Source organism: Undibacterium sp. Rencai35W (assembly GCF_049340185.1).
Classification (GTDB): Bacteria; Pseudomonadota; Gammaproteobacteria; order Burkholderiales; family Burkholderiaceae_D; genus Undibacterium.
Map to the genome: position 1 here is coordinate 1 of NZ_JBMPPC010000013.1, position 15,735 is coordinate 15,735.

The 15,735-nt window shown below is 49.1% G+C and carries 16 protein-coding genes and 1 pseudogene; 12 read left to right on the top strand and 5 right to left on the bottom strand.

Translation table 11 applies throughout. The features are described 5' to 3' along the window. Positions 1–142: 142 nt before the first annotated feature. From ACO0K3_RS19170 to ACO0K3_RS19180, 3 genes are all read right to left on the bottom strand, one after another. Positions 143–1,162 (bottom strand): restriction endonuclease, encoded by a 1,020-nt coding sequence (locus ACO0K3_RS19170; RefSeq protein ID WP_422987406.1) that lies wholly within the window; start codon positions 1,160–1,162, stop codon positions 143–145. A 119-nt stretch (positions 1,163–1,281) separates the two neighbouring features. After that, on the bottom strand, positions 1,282–1,692 hold the full coding sequence (locus tag ACO0K3_RS19175; protein ID WP_422987408.1) for a hypothetical protein: 411 nt from the start codon (positions 1,690–1,692) through the stop codon (positions 1,282–1,284). A gap of 69 nt (positions 1,693–1,761) precedes the next feature. Next, positions 1,762–2,004 carry a hypothetical protein gene (locus tag ACO0K3_RS19180; RefSeq protein ID WP_422987410.1) on the bottom strand — a complete coding sequence of 81 codons (243 nt, stop codon included), beginning with the start codon at positions 2,002–2,004 and terminating at the stop codon, positions 1,762–1,764. A gap of 148 nt (positions 2,005–2,152) precedes the next feature. On the opposite strand from ACO0K3_RS19180, the pseudogene ACO0K3_RS19185 reads away from it, so the two are divergent. After that, a pseudogene (locus ACO0K3_RS19185) lies at positions 2,153–2,808 on the top strand (phage integrase N-terminal SAM-like domain-containing protein). 229 nt (positions 2,809–3,037) lie between these two features. Here ACO0K3_RS19185 and ACO0K3_RS19190 read toward each other — a convergent pair. Beyond that, positions 3,038–3,856 (bottom strand): WecB/TagA/CpsF family glycosyltransferase, encoded by an 819-nt coding sequence (locus tag ACO0K3_RS19190; RefSeq protein ID WP_422987412.1) that lies wholly within the window; start codon positions 3,854–3,856, stop codon positions 3,038–3,040. Positions 3,857–3,939: 83 nt separating this feature from the next. Between ACO0K3_RS19190 and ACO0K3_RS19195 the strand changes: the two genes are divergently transcribed. The 8 genes from ACO0K3_RS19195 to purF all read left to right on the top strand — a co-directional run bounded on the left by ACO0K3_RS19195 (position 3,940) and on the right by purF (position 12,491). After that, a complete protein-coding gene (locus ACO0K3_RS19195; protein ID WP_422987414.1) occupies positions 3,940–4,614 on the top strand; it encodes a phosphoribosylanthranilate isomerase in 675 nt (224 codons plus the stop codon). Positions 4,615–4,689: 75 nt separating this feature from the next. Next, positions 4,690–5,973, top strand: coding sequence for a tryptophan synthase subunit beta (gene trpB / locus ACO0K3_RS19200; RefSeq protein WP_422987416.1), 1,284 nt, complete (start codon positions 4,690–4,692; stop codon positions 5,971–5,973). Between the two features lie 258 nt (positions 5,974–6,231). After that, entirely contained in the window at positions 6,232–7,029 is a 798-nt protein-coding gene (gene trpA / locus ACO0K3_RS19205) for a tryptophan synthase subunit alpha (protein WP_422987418.1), read from the top strand. Between the two features lie 86 nt (positions 7,030–7,115). Further along, entirely contained in the window at positions 7,116–7,988 is an 873-nt protein-coding gene (gene accD, locus ACO0K3_RS19210; RefSeq protein WP_422958280.1) for an acetyl-CoA carboxylase, carboxyltransferase subunit beta, read from the top strand. A 57-nt stretch (positions 7,989–8,045) separates the two neighbouring features. Beyond that, a complete protein-coding gene (folC, locus tag ACO0K3_RS19215; RefSeq protein ID WP_422987420.1) occupies positions 8,046–9,362 on the top strand; it encodes a bifunctional tetrahydrofolate synthase/dihydrofolate synthase in 1,317 nt (438 codons plus the stop codon). A 16-nt stretch (positions 9,363–9,378) separates the two neighbouring features. After that, positions 9,379–10,404 carry an SPOR domain-containing protein gene (locus ACO0K3_RS19220; protein WP_422987422.1) on the top strand — a complete coding sequence of 342 codons (1,026 nt, stop codon included), beginning with the start codon at positions 9,379–9,381 and terminating at the stop codon, positions 10,402–10,404. Positions 10,405–10,437: 33 nt separating this feature from the next. After that, positions 10,438–10,926, top strand: coding sequence for a CvpA family protein (locus ACO0K3_RS19225; RefSeq protein ID WP_422987424.1), 489 nt, complete (start codon positions 10,438–10,440; stop codon positions 10,924–10,926). Positions 10,927–10,970: 44 nt separating this feature from the next. After that, complete coding sequence (purF, locus tag ACO0K3_RS19230; protein WP_422987426.1) at positions 10,971–12,491, top strand: amidophosphoribosyltransferase; 1,521 nt, start codon at positions 10,971–10,973, stop codon at positions 12,489–12,491. A gap of 123 nt (positions 12,492–12,614) precedes the next feature. Here purF and ACO0K3_RS19235 read toward each other — a convergent pair whose 3' ends face one another. Next, positions 12,615–12,989, bottom strand: a complete 375-nt coding sequence (locus ACO0K3_RS19235; protein WP_422987428.1) for a hypothetical protein — start codon at positions 12,987–12,989, stop codon at positions 12,615–12,617. 262 nt (positions 12,990–13,251) lie between these two features. Here ACO0K3_RS19235 and ACO0K3_RS19240 point away from each other — a divergent pair, with 262 nt between their 5' ends. The 3 genes from ACO0K3_RS19240 to ACO0K3_RS19250 all read left to right on the top strand — a co-directional run bounded on the left by ACO0K3_RS19240 (position 13,252) and on the right by ACO0K3_RS19250 (position 15,604). Beyond that, the gene (locus ACO0K3_RS19240; RefSeq protein ID WP_422987430.1) at positions 13,252–14,193 is read left to right on the top strand and encodes an ABC transporter ATP-binding protein; all 942 of its coding nucleotides are present in this window, start codon (positions 13,252–13,254) and stop codon (positions 14,191–14,193) included. Between the two features lie 78 nt (positions 14,194–14,271). Beyond that, complete coding sequence (locus ACO0K3_RS19245; protein WP_422987432.1) at positions 14,272–15,468, top strand: ABC transporter permease; 1,197 nt, start codon at positions 14,272–14,274, stop codon at positions 15,466–15,468. After that, on the top strand, positions 15,440–15,604 hold the full coding sequence (locus ACO0K3_RS19250; RefSeq protein ID WP_422987434.1) for a hypothetical protein: 165 nt from the start codon (positions 15,440–15,442) through the stop codon (positions 15,602–15,604). Before ACO0K3_RS19245 ends, ACO0K3_RS19250 begins: the two co-directional genes overlap by 29 nt. Positions 15,605–15,735: the final 131 nt, after the last annotated feature.

The following is a 15,735-nucleotide window of genomic DNA, read 5'->3' on the forward strand; positions in this document are numbered from 1 at the left end:
CACGCAGATTCCATGTCGGCACGGAACACAATAGATTCCACATTAGATGCCGGATATACGACTGCAGGCTTATTCCTCGCGCCAGAACTATTGACTAATTTCTTGTACTTTGGGGGGAGTCCATATACGAGGGGTAGGCCTCTCAGCGCGGCAATGCAAGAAGAAAATCATCGGCTAATTCAAAGAGGCGATCTGTAGGATCTTCGCCGCGCTCCTTCATGTGGAGCATTTCGCAAATCTGCTCGTCGTCGACTATCAGCATCAGCTTGCCATGCTCGCGCATAGCGCCCTGCGTCATCTTTATGGCATCAGCTTCCGCCCCTGCCCGACTTATGACGATCGCTACCCTGCGCAGACCTCGCTCAAGCAGATATTTTTCGGTCGTGAGTATCTGGCCTTGCTTGATCTTTCCCGTGTAGTTCTTGAATTCGAATAGGACGTATCTGCTGTCTAGGTGATGAAGCAGAAACTGCCAGAAGTCAGTTGTTGGGCGAATTCGGCACACGTAGTCAAAGCGGTTCAACCCATCGTCCGTCCGCTTCTGTCGATGCCAGCCATGAAGGTCGTTTGGGAATAGATATCTTAGGATTCGATCGCAAAGTTCTTCGTACGCGGACCAAGTCGTCTTGCCTCGTTTGAGCGCTCTCAGTTCGCGGCACAACTCTGTTCCTTTAGTGTCCTCTGGCGGACCATCCTCAGGCAACCTTTTGCTTGTTTGAGTTGGTTCGTTTGGCCTTGCTGATGCGTCGGGTGTTGCCGTGGGGTCCGACTCCAGCAGCGAATTCAACTCGTCGAGCAATTCCGGAACTCGCGCGGCCCAGTTCAAGAGATCGACCCGATCGACGAAGGTGATGCTGAACTTGTCTTCGAAGGCCAGGCGAAGAGTTGGAGGTAGCTGGCAGGAGACTACGAGCATTCCCTTCCACGCACCAGCAATGATTCCTCGCGAGGCTAGTCGGGATGCTGCCGATTCCAGTAAGGAGACCTGAGCTCGCGCTGTTCGATAGAACTTCACCTCAATGGCCCAGACCTCGTTGCCCAGCTTGGCGTTGAAGTCGAAGCCAACGTCGCGTCCTCCGATTCCGGCCTCATGAACTTCGAAGCCGTTGGCTCGGAGAATTCGACTAACCAGTTGTTCGAATTGAAATGCGCTTGAAGACATGGAAAGGGTCATTGGAGGGGCCTAACGTTGAATTGTGCGGCGCGCGCGCCAGAAATGGAAGTGCTGCACATTGCTGAGTCGCGCGTCCGTTACGAATGTTAAGTTATATGAAAAATAGCTCAACAAAACCCCATCTGCATTCCAGGAAGAATCCCGAATAACGCCCACATAATTAAATCCAGAAAATAGGAAACAAGCGTACCCAATAAACTCGCATAAATTAAAACCGATTTACGTGAAAAAAGTTTATAGCAATACCCTAAAGCAAAAAACCAAATAACATATCTAACCGGAAAAAGCGTCAAAAGCATTTCAAAGTCAGAAAAATTTCGCTCCCCTTTAAAAGCGGAAAATGCCAACAAAAAAAGAAATCCCCCAACGAATCCGCTCACCACTTTGATGAACGCAAATTTCAACGGTGGAAAATCCTGTTTCAGTTTTTTATTAGCCGCTGACCCGAAATAGTAATAACCACCCAGCTTAATTGCAGTGTATGTAGCGACAGCTAAAAAACTTGGAATCATTGGCATCGTGAGTTTCTCAATTAGATATAACGCAGAGCTAACTGGCACGCTTGCGTGTCAGTGTTCAGCGACTTGTTATGTGTTTTCATCAAAGTGAATTTCCGCGAGTATTTCGTTGGTTGAAGAACGAATGTATCGTCCAATTCTCTTCTCTAAAACCAATATCTCAATTTCCTCATCAACAGGCAATGCGCTAAGCTTGTCAACCAGCGACTGTGTAATTGCTTTGATCGATGAAGGCGGATTGGTCAAGCCACTCTTTTGCATCTTAAGCCGAAGATCCATAATTTCTAGTAATTCTAAAGCCGTCGTGCTCATAGAATCCTTATGACACATAACGTGATTTAATTTTCATTTTGCAATGATAACCGATGGAGCAAAAAAAGAAGCTTGCTCTACATCTCTTGAAGCCCTCATGAACGCGAGCTGTATTTGGTTATACTGATTAAATATACAGTATAACCAAATGGACAAAAACATCACGCCTGTAAAACCGCGTTTACTTGACCAAGTGCGTGAACGCTTGCGTTATAAGCATTGCAGTTTGTCAACAGAAAAGGTCTATGTATATTGGATACGTTTCTTTATACGCTGGTCTGGATTGCGTCATCCTGTGGAAATGGGGCGCCCGAAATAGAGGCGTTTTTGACGATGCTGGCAACCGATAGGCAAGTCTCTGCATCTACCCATAAACAAGCTTTAAGCGCTATTTTGTTTTTGTACAAAGAAGTGATTCAAGTTGATTTGCCTTGGATGCAGCAAATTGGTCGGCCAAAAACATCGCAACGTTTGCCGGTGGTGTTGACGGTTCTGGAGGTGCAGGCGATCTTCGCTGTTTTAAATGCCAGTCATCCGGAATTTGCTTTATTCGCCAAGCTACTTTATGGCACCGGGATGCGGGTTATGGAAGCTGCGCGTTTAAAGACTAAGGATATGATATTTGAACCTAGAAACGGCAGTTGGACGAGTCTGAGTGTGCATTTTTTCGGTTTCCCAGCAAGGCGAGACGAGGCGCAACCTCCACGTTGCAACGAGGAGCAACGAAGCTGGGGAGCCGAAAAAGTGTGCAATCAGATTCGTAGCGTTATCACCAAAACGGTGATGGTGAAAACACTGACATGATTCAATTGAATCAAACATTTAATTACACTGATGAGCGGTCAACTGCCGTTTCTAGGTTGAATGAGGCGCGATTATTATTCGCGAGGCCAAAGGTTAAAAATAGCTGGTGGCGTACGCAGCCCGCTGGATGCCACGGCGTAATTTTTTAATATTGGATAGGACAAATTATCATCAAGCTGCATGTCCTTCCTATCTCTGCGAATTGATTGCAACAGATGGAAATGTCAGTTTATTGTGAATGGCGTTTCGCTCGTTGCGATTGGCGTTCGCGCTGAAGCACACCGATGAATTTCACACCTTGCGTCGTATAGCGTTGCCACAGACGACGAGGTTCGCTGGCTAGGCGCCAGAACCATTCCATACCGATTTTTTGCATCCATAGCGGGGCGCGTTTTTTTTGTCCTAAGGCGAATTCCATGGCGGCGCCGACGCAGAGTAGTAGCGGTGCATTGTTCTGGGTAAATTCTTTGCGGTAGCGCAGGCACCAGCGTTCTTGTTTGGGCATGCCGAGGCAGACGAAGACGATGTTGGGCTGCGCTTGCTGTACCAGGCGCATGGCTTCGGTGCCTTCTTCGCCGTCTGCGGAGAATTGCATCGATGGGCAAAAGATGCTGACTTTTAAGCCGGGATAGGTTTGTGCGAACGATGCTAACAGCGCGGCTTCTTGTCCCGGTTGTCCGCCGATGACAAAAATCGATAGTTGTCTTTGTATCGCACCTTGGCACAGCGAGACAAATAAATCGGCACCGGTGACGCGTTCTGGTAAGGGTATTGCCGCCATTTTGCTGGCCCAGATAATTGGCATACCGTCGGCAAAAATATAGTCGGCTTCGGCGTATTGAGCCTTAAATGTCGGGTCGCTATCGAGCTTGACGACGTGATCGACGTTGGGCGTGACGACGATGCGGCTGGCATGATCGCGTTGGCTGGCGACCTGTAGCAAATGTGCCGTTGCCTCGTCAAATGTACAGGCTCGAATATCCAGTCCGAATAAATTACTGATCTGTAGCGCTGGGTCGATTGGCAAATGGTCGTTGGCTGAGGGCATGGGGTAATATTCGCAAGGAGGTTAGTACATAATCATTTGATTATCTCAGCTATCGCCGTGTTTCTGTATTTGAAAGTATCAACATGTTTCATAAAAACTATAAAACCAGAATAAAAATTTGCGGCTTGACGCAGGCGGACGATGTGCGGCGTGTGGTCGCCGCGGGGGCGGATGCTTTGGGCTTTGTGTTTTATCCGCCTAGTCCGCGGTATGTCACGCCCGCAGTGGCGGCGAATCTGGTCAAAGAGATTTCGCCATTTGTGATGTCGGTCGGTTTGTTTGTGAATGCGACGATTGAGGAGCTGCAGGCGGCGGTGGCTGTGGTGCCGCTGCAGTTATTGCAGTTCCACGGTGATGAGACCGCGGCGCAGTGTCACGCACTTGCTAGCGCTGTGAATCGGCCATTTATTAAAGCTTTTCGGGTCAAGCCCACCACAAGCGCGGCTGATTTGCTAGAATGCGAATCAGAATATCGTGCGGCAAGCCCTTTGTTTGCCGGATTATTGCTTGATACTTTCGTCGATGCGTACGGAGGTAGTGGAAAGGTTTTTGATTGGTCTCTCATCCCAAAAGAACTCGCGCCTCGGGTCGTTTTAAGTGGTGGCTTGAGCGTGCAAAACGCGACTGACGCAGTGCGTCAGGTTCGTCCATTTGCGGTCGACATCAGTAGTGGTGTTGAACTGAGCAAAGGGATTAAAGATGATGTCAAGGTACGTGCTTTTATTGAGGCCGTGCGCTTGGCAGACAATGAAAACTAGCCAATCAGCGTTGTTAATGAGCTTTGTCACTACGCTCTCTTAATGCGCTTAGCTAACGCCACTGAAAGTAAAATCATGAGCACGATCAATCCTCTGTTGCCAACCCAGCCGGGTTTGCAGTCTGCATCTCAATCTAATCCGCAGGCAATTTTCCATGCGGCTGAATACAATTTCCCCGATGCGCGTGGCCATTTTGGCCAATATGGCGGCACCTTTGTGTCAGAAACCCTGACCCATGCACTGAATGACTTAAAAGAAAACTACGCACGTTATCAAAACGATCCGGAGTTTTTAGCCGAATTTCGTGATGAACTGCATCATTTTGTTGGCCGCCCGTCGCCGGTATATCACGCCAAGCGCATGTCGGAAATCAGTGGTGGTGCGCAAATCTATTTCAAACGCGAAGACTTAAACCATACCGGCGCGCACAAAATCAATAATGTTATCGGACAGGCTTTGCTCGCCAGACGCATGGGCAAGCCGCGTGTGATCGCTGAGACCGGGGCAGGGCAGCATGGTGTGGCAACTGCGACAATCTGCGCACGCTTTGGTCTGGAATGTGTGATCTATATGGGGTCGGAAGATGTCAAGCGCCAGGCGCAAAACGTCTACCGCATGAAGCTGCTAGGTGCTACCGTAGTGCCGGTCGAGTCGGGCTCCAAGACCTTAAAAGACGCGCTGAATGAGGCGATGCGTGACTGGGTTGCCAATGTAGACAATACGTTTTACATCATCGGTACCGTCGCTGGTCCACATCCTTATCCTATGATGGTGCGGGACTTCCAGTCCGTAATCGGTGAGGAATGCTTATGGCAGATGCCGGAAATGACCGGTCGTCAGCCGGACGCCGTGCTGGCTTGCGTTGGTGGCGGTTCGAATGCGATCGGGATTTTCTATCCGTACATTGATCAAAAAAATGTGCAATTAATCGGCGTGGAAGCAGCAGGCGAGGGCATGGAAACAGGCAAGCACTCGGCGTCGCTGACGGCGGGTTCACCAGGCGTGCTACACGGCAATCGTACTTATCTGCTGCAAGACGCGAATGGTCAGGTCATCGAGACGCACTCGGTATCGGCTGGTCTGGATTATCCGGGCGTGGGGCCAGAGCATGCCTGGTTGAAGGATATGGGACGTGCACAGTACGTCACGATTACTGACGTCGAGGCATTGAAAGCTTTCCATGATTGCTGCCGTATCGAAGGCATTATCCCGGCTTTGGAGTCTAGCCACGCACTCGCTTACGCCTCCAAACTTGCGGCGACGTTGCCTAAAGATAAAATCATTTTGGTGAATTTGTCTGGTCGTGGCGATAAGGATATGCATACCGTGGCCGAAAAGGCCGGACTGAAGTTCTATTAACTGAGTTGCTGACTTTACTCTCTGGTGATTCTCTTGTTTGGCAGTCAACTTGGCGATTTAGCTTAGTTCAGCTTAGCTTGGTTGAATAAAATCGGTTGAGTAAAGTCAGTATTGCACATACTCCCCCTGTAACTTAATAAAATACTGCCTTGTCCGCATGTGTTGATTAGGGATTGAAAATATACAGGATGGGAGTATGTATTTTTTAATAAATCCAGGCTACCTAAGCTACCGAAGTCATTCACGCGAAAAATTACTATGTCAAGAATACAAACTACATTGGCCGCATTGGCTGCCAATCATAAAAAAGGCCTGATTCCCTTCATCACTGCTGGTGATCCTGCACCGTCGCTGACCGTGCCTTTGATGCATGCTCTGGTGGAGGGTGGTGCTGATATTATTGAGCTGGGTGTGCCATTTTCTGATCCCATGGCAGATGGCCCTGTGATTCAGCGGGCGTCTGAGCGGGCTTTGCTGCATGGTGTTGGCTTGCGCGATGTATTACAATTCGTCCGCGAATTTCGGACCAGTAATCAGACAACGCCCGTCGTGCTAATGGGATATGCCAATCCTATTGAGCGTATGGGGATAGATGTTTTTATCGCGCAAGCTTCTGAGGCCGGTGTGGATGGCGTGCTGGTTGTCGATTATCCGCCCGAAGAGTGTGAGGAGTTCGCCGGCAAAATGCATGAGCAGGGGATGGATACTATTTTCCTGCTGGCACCGACATCGACTGATGAGCGCATTGAGCAAGTTGGTAAAATTGCTACGGGTTATGTGTATTACGTGTCACTCAAGGGCGTAACAGGTTCAGGAAGTCTGGATCTGGATGCGGTAGCGGAGATGATTCCACGCATCAAAAAACACGTGAAAGTCCCCGTGGGCGTGGGTTTTGGGATTCGTGACGGTGCCACGGCACGTGCGATTTCGACGCTGGCGGATGCAGTTGTGATAGGCTCTCGCATTATTCAGGAACTGGAAAGTACGCCTCACGAAAATGCGGCGGCAGCTGTAAAAAGCTTTATTTCTGGTGTCAGACAGGCTTTAGACGAGTAAAATACGCTCCGAAACTGTTTGACCGTCTAGGAAGAACATGATGCTTGCGTGCAAAATTTGTTCGCAAGCCGAATTCAGGAGAAATTATGAGTTGGCTAGAAAAATTGCTACCACCGCGCATACAGCGCTCAGAATCTGCAAACCGCAAGTCCATCCCCGAAGGTCTATGGGTCAAGTGCCCGTCCTGTGAAGCGGTTCTCTACCGCTCTGATCTAGAAGCAAATATCCACGTATGCCCTAAGTGCAGCCACCACATGCGTATCAGTGCGCGCGAACGTCTAGATGCTTTGCTGGATGCTGGCGGTCGCTATGAAATCGGCCAAGAAATTCTGCCTATCGATACGCTGAAATTCAAAGACAGCAAAAAATACACGGATCGCCTGAAAGACGCTCTCGAAGCGACAGGCGAGACCGATTCGATGGTGGTCATGGGCGGTTCTATTATGTCCGTGCCGGTCGTCGTGTCTTGCTTCGCTTTTGAATTCATGGCCGGTACGATGGGTTCTGTATTGGGCGAGCGCTTTGTGCGTGGCGCGCAAGCGGCGATCGACCAAAAAGTACCATTCATCTGTATCACCGCCAGCGGCGGCGCTCGTATGCAAGAGGGCTTATTGTCCTTAATGCAGATGGCAAAAACGACCTCGATGCTGACCAAGCTGTCAGAGAAGAAATTGCCTTTTATTTCAGTATTGACTGATCCTACGACCGGTGGCGTGTCTGCTTCTTTCGCGTTTCTGGGTGATGTTGTCATGGCAGAGCCAAAAGCCTTGATCGGTTTTGCCGGACCGCGTGTGATCGAAAATACCGTGCGTGAAAAACTGCCGGAAGGCTTCCAGCGTTCTGAGTTCTTGCTGCAAAAAGGTGCTATCGACATGATCGTCGACCGCCGCAAAATGCGTGAAGAAATCGCTCGTTTATTGGCTCTCTTGCAAAATCAATCTGCTGAAGCCGTCGCTTAATCATCTTCATTATTAAAGAGAAGCCCGAGACATTGTCCTTCGGGCTTTTTTTATCTTATGCAAACTATTCCTACTAGCCCAATTAATCTCAACGACTGGCTCGCGCTGTTAGAAACACGTCACTCCAAAGAAATTGACATGGGGCTGGAACGCGTCGCTGCGGTGAAAGAACGTCTCGATATCCGCTATGATTGCCCCGTGATTGTGGTTGGCGGGACTAACGGCAAAGGCTCTACCTGTGCGATGCTGGAAGCGATTTTGCTGCAGGCCGGTTATCGTGTCGGTCTGTATAGCAAGCCGCATTTTTTGGATTTCAATGAGCGTGCCCGTATTAATGGCGAATCGGTCAAGGATCAGGTCTTTGTCGACGTTTTTGCAGAGGTAGAAAAGGCGCGGATTGAAAGTCAGAGCGGTAAGGAAATTTCATTAACGTATTTTGAATTTACCACGCTGGCTATCTGCAAATTACTGGCCGACGCCAGGCTGGATGTCGTGATTCTGGAGGTTGGACTTGGCGGCCGCCTGGATGCGGTCAATGTCATCGATGCGGATGTCGCGATTGTGACCAGTATCGATATCGATCACGTTGATTACCTCGGAGATACCCGCGAAAAAATCGGTTTCGAAAAAGCTGGAATTTTTCGTGCAGGCAGAACCGCAATCTGCGGCGACCCGTTACCTCCTCAAAGTCTGATTGAGCACGCCACTAAGATTGGCGCGGATCTCTGGCTGTTTGGGCGCGATTTTAATTACTCCGGTGATAAGCAGCAGTGGAACTTTGGCGGTCGTGAGCAACGCCGTAATTCTCTTGGCTATCCTAGCCTGCGCGGTGCAAATCAGTTATTGAATGCCTCTGCCGTGTTGGCCGCACTGGAGGCCTTGCGCCATCGCTTACCAGTCGGCGCGCAGGAAGTGCGTAATGGACTGGGTATGGTCGATCTGCCAGGGCGCTTCCAGGTCATGCCCGGTCGTCCTACTGTGGTGCTGGATGTCGCGCACAACCCGCATGCCGCCGCGACTTTATCGCAAAATTTTGACAACATGGGTTTCCATGCCTATACCTATGCGGTATTCGGTTCGATGCTGGACAAAGATATCGATGGCGTGATCGCACAGATTAAAGGCAAGATTGATCACTGGTGCGTGACCGACCTGCCACTGCCGCGTGCTGCCAGCGCCGAGCATATTAAAACCAGATTGATTGCGGCTGGCGTGCTCAGTGATCCAGAACATAGTATTCAATGTTTTGAAAATCCTGAGGCGGCGTATCGTCACGCACTCAGTAAAGCGGGCGAAAATGATAGAATAGCGGTCTTCGGATCTTTTCTCACAGTAGCCGGTGTGATGAAAGCCCGTCAACGTACGACTCACTAACCAAAGAAGTTTGCACATGGGCTTGTTCTCGTTGTTTAAACAAAAGCAAGATGCATCACACGATCAGGACGATGGAGAATTCCGTGCTCGCACTGAAGATGAGACCAAGCCGACGCGTGGTAGCGGCAAACGTGCTGAAAATGCACGCAAAAACAAAGCAGCAGATCCAGTATTGCCAGAAAAAAAACGTGCCCGCCGTCGTTTGATCGGCGCCGTTGCTCTGGTTCTCGCTGCTGTGATCGGTTTGCCTTTGTTACTTGATTCAGAGCCCAAACCTTTGGCAGATGACATCGCTGTTCAAATACCGTCTAAAGATAAACTGCCTTCCGTTGAGCAGACCATTGCGCCAAAAAGTGCAAATAAGCGGTCAGAGCTGCCGGAAGAAATCATCGAGCCTTCCCAATTACCTGCTCTTGGTAAAAATGCCACCGCTCTGCCAGCCGCAGGACTCGCTGATAGCAAATCAGCGACTAAGCTGGACGCCAGACCAGATGCCAAAGGTGAAGCGAAATTAGAAAAAACACCAGAAAAAACATCTGAGCCCAAGCCTGAACCAAAAGTTCAGGTTGATGCTAAAACCGTATCCAGGGTTGAAGCAAAGAGCGACGCAAAGCCAGAGGGCAAATCTGACACTAAGTCAGACGCCAAGACAGACCTCAAGTCCGAATTAAAAACGGATACCAAAGCATCCGCAAAAACCACGACAAAATCAAACAGCCAAGATGATGACGCCGCACGTGCCTTAGCCATTCTGGAAGGTAAAACCGTTAAACCCGCAGTTGCCACAGAGGCTCAGTCTAAAGAGCACGGATATGTGGTTCAGGCAGGTGCGTTTGCCACTCAGGAAAAAATCAACGAAGTACAGGAAAAGCTCAAAGCTGCAGGTATCAAATCGTACACACAAAAAGTAGCGACCACGCCTGCAGGTGACAAATCGGTGACACGTATCCGGGTTGGCCCGTTTGATTCTAAGGAAGAGGCAGACAAGACGGCGTCCAAGCTGGCCAAGCTTGGCCTGACACCGAAGTTGATTCCCAACTGATGATCCCCATATTCACCGTAACGGAATGATGTTGTGACGCTATTTGATTACCTGGTGCTGTTTATTCTGATTTGTTCCATCGTGATCAGTACCATGCGCGGACTTGTCAAAGAAATGTTGTCGCTAGTGAGCTGGATCGTCGCCTTTGTTGTGGCAAATGCCTTCAGTGCGACGCTGGCGGGCTACTTGCCGGATTTGTTTTCGGGACAAATGTTACGTCTGATCGTGGCATTTTTAGCCTTGTTTATTGGCGTTCGTTTGCTAATGTCGTTATTGATGATGGCCGTTGACGCTGTGCTTAAAGCCAGCGGACTGAAATTGGCTGACAGAGGGTTAGGCGGTTTGTTTGGCTTAGCGCGTGGCTGCGTTCTGGTACTGGCTGCTGTGATGATTTGTGGCATGACTGCCATTCCGCAGCAGGCGTTCTGGAAAGATGCCTTACTGAGCCCGGTGGTTGTAACCTCCGCACAAACTGTGATGCCATTTTTGCCTGCGTCGATTACGCGGCACGTCCATTTTTGAAGCATATCTGAATCGTTTTTAATTTGTTTTTTTAGGAGTCCACCATGTGTGGCATCGTTGGCGTAGTTTCAAACAATCCCGTCAATCAACTGTTGTATGACGCCTTGCTGTTGTTGCAGCATCGTGGTCAGGACGCAGCAGGTATCGCGACGGGTCATGGCAACAAGTTTGCCATGCATAAGGCAAATGGTCTGGTGAGAGATGTATTTCGTACTCGCAATATGCGCTCTCTGCCGGGTAATATCGGTATCGGTCAGGTACGCTATCCGACGGCTGGCTCTACCAGTGAAGAAGAAGCGCAACCGTTTTATGTCAATGCACCGTTCGGTATTGTATTGGCGCATAACGGTAACCTGACCAATGCAGATGAATTGAAGATTGAGTTGTTTAAGAATGACATGCGTCATCTGAACACTGATTCTGATTCTGAGGTATTGCTCAATATCCTTGCGCATCAAATTCAGGAAGTCACCAGTGGTTACTCGCTGGATCCTCAGTCAATGTTCCGTGCGGTTTCAATGTTGCACCGACGTGTACGCGGCTCCTATGCAGTAGTCGCACAGATCGCCGGTTATGGTTTGCTGGCGTTCCGCGATCCGTTCGGCATCCGTCCTTTGTGCATCGGTTTATCGCATACCGAAAGCGGCGTTGAATACATGATCGCCAGCGAGTCTGTCGCCCTGGAGGGGTTGGGTTTTAAATTCTTGCGTGACGTTGAACCTGGTGAAGCTATCTTTATTGATCTCGACGGCAAGATGTATAACGAACAGTGCGCCGAGAACCCTACGCTGAATCCGTGTGCGTTTGAGTATGTTTATCTGGCCCGCCCGGACTCGATTATCGACGGCGCATCCGTGTATCTGACTCGCCTGAAAATGGGTGAGTATCTGGCTGACAAAGTCCGCAATCAATTCCGTGATGGTGAAATTGATGTGGTTATGCCGATTCCGGATTCTTCGCGTCCCTCCGCGATGGAGCTGGCGATGAAACTGAATCTGGATTACCGCGAAGGCTTTATCAAAAATCGTTATATCGGACGTACCTTCATGATGCCTGGTCAGGCAATCCGCAGAAAATCAGTGCGTCAAAAACTCAATGCAATCAAGCAGGAATTTGCAGGCAAGAGTGTTTTGCTGGTCGATGATTCGATTGTGCGTGGTACTACAAGCCGTGAAATCGTACAGATGGCACGCGAGTCGGGCGCAAAGCGCGTTATTTTTGCATCGGCAGCACCGCCGGTTCAATTCCCTAACGTTTATGGTATCGATATGCCTACCCGTAGCGAATTGATTGCTTATGGTCGCAGCGAAGAAGAGGTTTGCCGCGAAATTACTGCAGATGCTCTGGTGTATCAAGATGTGGCCGCGATGAAGCGTTCTATCTCGGATGTCAACCCGATGTTGCGTAATATCGAAGCCTCTTGCTTTGACGGACATTACATTACCGGTGACGTATCTTCTGCGTATTTGGATCGTCTGGAGACGGCTAGAAATAAGCCTCGCCCTGACACTGAAGATATGATGCGCTCTCAGCTAAATTTAAACCTGGCAGAGCGCGGAGATTAATCGCCGTCAGTGCAGGATCAGCATTAGTATCATTAAAAAGCCCGATATCCACTGGTATCGGGCTTTTTCTTTTTTTACTCTGCTTTGCTTTACGGTTTATAAATTTAAACTTAACTTCCTTGTTCAGTCCTCAACCTTGTCCTGACGTTTGAAGCGATATTCAAGCAAATTTAAAACGATCATCATCCCCGCACCCAATGGCGCTAACAGCGCCAGTATCCAGAAAATTGCATTGAAATAGACGTTGTCGCGCAGCACGCTTTTACGCGGCTCTTGGGCTGCCATTGCCGCAGCTTCGGATGCTAGCGAGGCCGCAGCCACCTGATCCTGGATGGATACCATCAGTGCCGCCGGTGCTGCAGGTGCTGAACTGGGCTGCGGTACAGATTGGCAAGGCTGGCTATTTCCAGTTCCGCCACAGGGCTTATCCGCAGCCAGCGTAGGATACGAGCAAAGCGTCGTTAGCAAAACGATGAGCGAAAGAGTAAGACGTTTCATGGTAACAAAAGAGTGAAATCAGGTCGCGATCTTAACAGTTCTGACGCTATTCGTGATGCTCAATTCATTGCTGGCGATTGTTGCACCGCTTGTTTTTTTGAAATCTTAATTTATTGAAGTATCAATTTGAAGTGTTAATTTAAGGTGTCAATGTGATCTGATAATTTCAGTCATCAAGTGCGGCTTCAAAATTCATGTCAAAACGACCAAAAAAATCTGACTATCAGGTATAGTCCTCGTGTTTCGTTCACTGGCAGACAACATGACATCCTTACTATTAGACGTAAAAACTCTTAGCAAGTCTTTTGGTCAGCGCAAGGTTGTTGACTCGGTTTCTTTTTCTCTCAAGCATGGACAGACTCTGGGTTTGCTAGGGCCAAACGGGGCTGGTAAGTCTACGACAGTGAGTATGATTTGCGGCTTGTTGCGTCAGGATCAGGGGGCAGTTCGTATCGATGGACAACTGGTCGGCGAGGGAAATAATGCGGTTAAGCATAAGATCGGTTTTGTACCGCAGGATCTAGCGCTCTACGATGATTTGTCTGCCATAGAAAATCTTAAATTGTTCGGCGCTTTATATGGTCTGACGGGGAGCGCTCTCAAGGCCCGCTGTGATGCAGTGTTAGAACTGGTGAATTTACGTGACAGAGCGGCAGATAAGCCGGCGACTTTTTCTGGTGGCATGAAGCGCCGTTTAAATATTGCCGCAGCCTTGCTGCATGATCCTCAACTGCTGATATTGGATGAACCTACGGTGGGTGTTGATCCGCAAAGCCGGAATGCGATTTTTGATAGTCTTGAGATACTCAAGAAGCAGGGGCGGGCCTTAATTTATACCAGCCACTATATGGAAGAAGTCGAGCGCCTGGCTGATCATATTGTGATTATTGATCACGGCAAAGTCATTGCTAATGAGAGCCCGCAAGAGCTGTATCAGCGCTTGCCTGCACAGGCTGCGCTGGAGCTCGATCTGGATCGCACCCCCGGTGCTGAAACACTCGCAGCATTAGCTCAGCAAACGGGCGTCACTCAGATACAAACTACCGGCGCACATCTTGACGTGTCCTTACTTCATTCCGGCTACGCTTTGTCAGTGCTGCAATGGGTTAATTCTCAAGGGTATGCGTTGCAGCATTTTTCTACTGCAAAAACTAAATTGGAAGATATTTTCCTGACTTTAACTGGTCGTAGCCTGCGCGATTAATTTCTACTTTTACCTGAAGAAATTACGTGCGCCATCGTCTGGAATTTGCTCACAATGATCTGTTTTGAAAGAATAATCATGATTGCTCTTATCGCACTGATTCGTAAGGACTTGATTCTGTTTTTTTCTGATCGCCGGGCGATGTTGCTGACTCTGGTCATGCCCATCATTCTCGGTGGTTTTTTTGGTTTTATCACCGGTGGTTCCGGTAGTAAAGATAACTCAAAAATCCTTATTGCTCTGGTCATGCAGGATACGCACGTGATTAGTCAAAAAATCGCTAGCGGCCTGAAGTCGGAATCGAGTTTGCAGATTTCAGAGCTGCCCCTAGAGCAAGCGCAGGAGCAAGTACGCAAAGGGAAGCTAAATGTGGCAATCGTGATCCCTGCGGGTTTTGGTGAGTCAGCGGGAGCGGCTTTATTTGGCGGTCAAGCTAAACCAGAACTGCCAATTTATTACGACCCATCCCAATCAGCGGTTCTTGCAATGGTAAAAGGCATACTCACACAGTATGTGATGCAGAGCGTCAGTGCCGAAATGTTTAGCGGTAAGAGTGGGCTGACTATGGTGGATAAAAACATCAGCGATTTTGAGGCGCACCCGGAGCTTGCTGCGGCTCAGCCTGAACTAAAAGATTTTTTAGGTAGTTTAAAAAAATTCCAAAGCTCAAATCTCATGAAAAGTGCTGAAAAAACGGACTCTCCTGCAAGTGCCGGGAAAGATGCATCAGTTGTGGGTGGATTATCGATGCCGTTCGTGACTAAGGATCAGGCGATGGTAGCCGGAGATCCTGTTACGGCGCGCTATAACGGTTATGCTCATTCCTTTGCGGGTATGACAGTACAATTTATTTTATTCATGGCAATTGATGCTGGTATCAGTATTTTGATGGCGCGACGACTCGGCTTATGGAATCGTTTACTTGCGGCGCCGGTCAGTCTGAACACGGTACTGATTGCGCGTGCCTTGTCTTGTGCGCTAATTGCGTTTGCTCTGACAGGCATTATTTTCTCAATTGCCGGCGTGATTTTTAAAGTCAACATCGCTGGCAGCTTGATTGGCTTTGTTGGCGTTGCTTTAAGTTTTTCCCTGATGACGGCGAGCTTCGGATTGTTGATCGCTGCTTTTGGAAAAACGCCAGAGGCTGCACGCGGTATTTCTGTGTTTGCGACCTTGATTATGGTGATGCTGGGGGGGCGCCTGGATGCCGTCTTTTCTATTTCCTCAATGGTTGCAAAACCTGACCTTGATTGTACCTACTCGCTGGGCGGTTGACGGTTTTGACGCGATGACCTGGCGTGGATTAGGATTGGATGCGGCTTTGCCCGCGATTGCTGTCCAGCTTGGATTTTGCCTGTTGTTTGTAACTCTCGCTTTATGGCGCTTCCGGAAGCAGCAAAACAGTATTTGATATCGGCCACTTTTGGTGTGACAGTCTGCCGGGAGGTGTTCTTGCGGACATCAACGTATCCTTAAGTAACAGCTTCGATCCAGGCTGTTTCAATATCATACAAAACAGCGGGGCAAACCGCTGGCTTGTTA

Coding starts and splice junctions, on each gene's coding strand:
- ACO0K3_RS19170 (WP_422987406.1), bottom strand. CDS start 1,162: ATGTCTTCAAGCGCATTTCAATTCGAACAACTGGTTAGTCGAATTCTC.
- ACO0K3_RS19175 (WP_422987408.1), bottom strand. CDS start 1,692: ATGCCAATGATTCCAAGTTTTTTAGCTGTCGCTACATACACTGCAATT.
- ACO0K3_RS19180 (WP_422987410.1), bottom strand. CDS start 2,004: ATGAGCACGACGGCTTTAGAATTACTAGAAATTATGGATCTTCGGCTT.
- ACO0K3_RS19190 (WP_422987412.1), bottom strand. CDS start 3,856: ATGCCCTCAGCCAACGACCATTTGCCAATCGACCCAGCGCTACAGATC.
- ACO0K3_RS19195 (WP_422987414.1), top strand. CDS start 3,940: ATGTTTCATAAAAACTATAAAACCAGAATAAAAATTTGCGGCTTGACG.
- trpB (WP_422987416.1), top strand. CDS start 4,690: ATGAGCACGATCAATCCTCTGTTGCCAACCCAGCCGGGTTTGCAGTCT.
- trpA (WP_422987418.1), top strand. CDS start 6,232: ATGTCAAGAATACAAACTACATTGGCCGCATTGGCTGCCAATCATAAA.
- accD (WP_422958280.1), top strand. CDS start 7,116: ATGAGTTGGCTAGAAAAATTGCTACCACCGCGCATACAGCGCTCAGAA.
- folC (WP_422987420.1), top strand. CDS start 8,046: ATGCAAACTATTCCTACTAGCCCAATTAATCTCAACGACTGGCTCGCG.
- ACO0K3_RS19220 (WP_422987422.1), top strand. CDS start 9,379: ATGGGCTTGTTCTCGTTGTTTAAACAAAAGCAAGATGCATCACACGAT.
- purF (WP_422987426.1), top strand. CDS start 10,971: ATGTGTGGCATCGTTGGCGTAGTTTCAAACAATCCCGTCAATCAACTG.
- ACO0K3_RS19235 (WP_422987428.1), bottom strand. CDS start 12,989: ATGAAACGTCTTACTCTTTCGCTCATCGTTTTGCTAACGACGCTTTGC.
- ACO0K3_RS19240 (WP_422987430.1), top strand. CDS start 13,252: ATGACATCCTTACTATTAGACGTAAAAACTCTTAGCAAGTCTTTTGGT.
- ACO0K3_RS19245 (WP_422987432.1), top strand. CDS start 14,272: ATGATTGCTCTTATCGCACTGATTCGTAAGGACTTGATTCTGTTTTTT.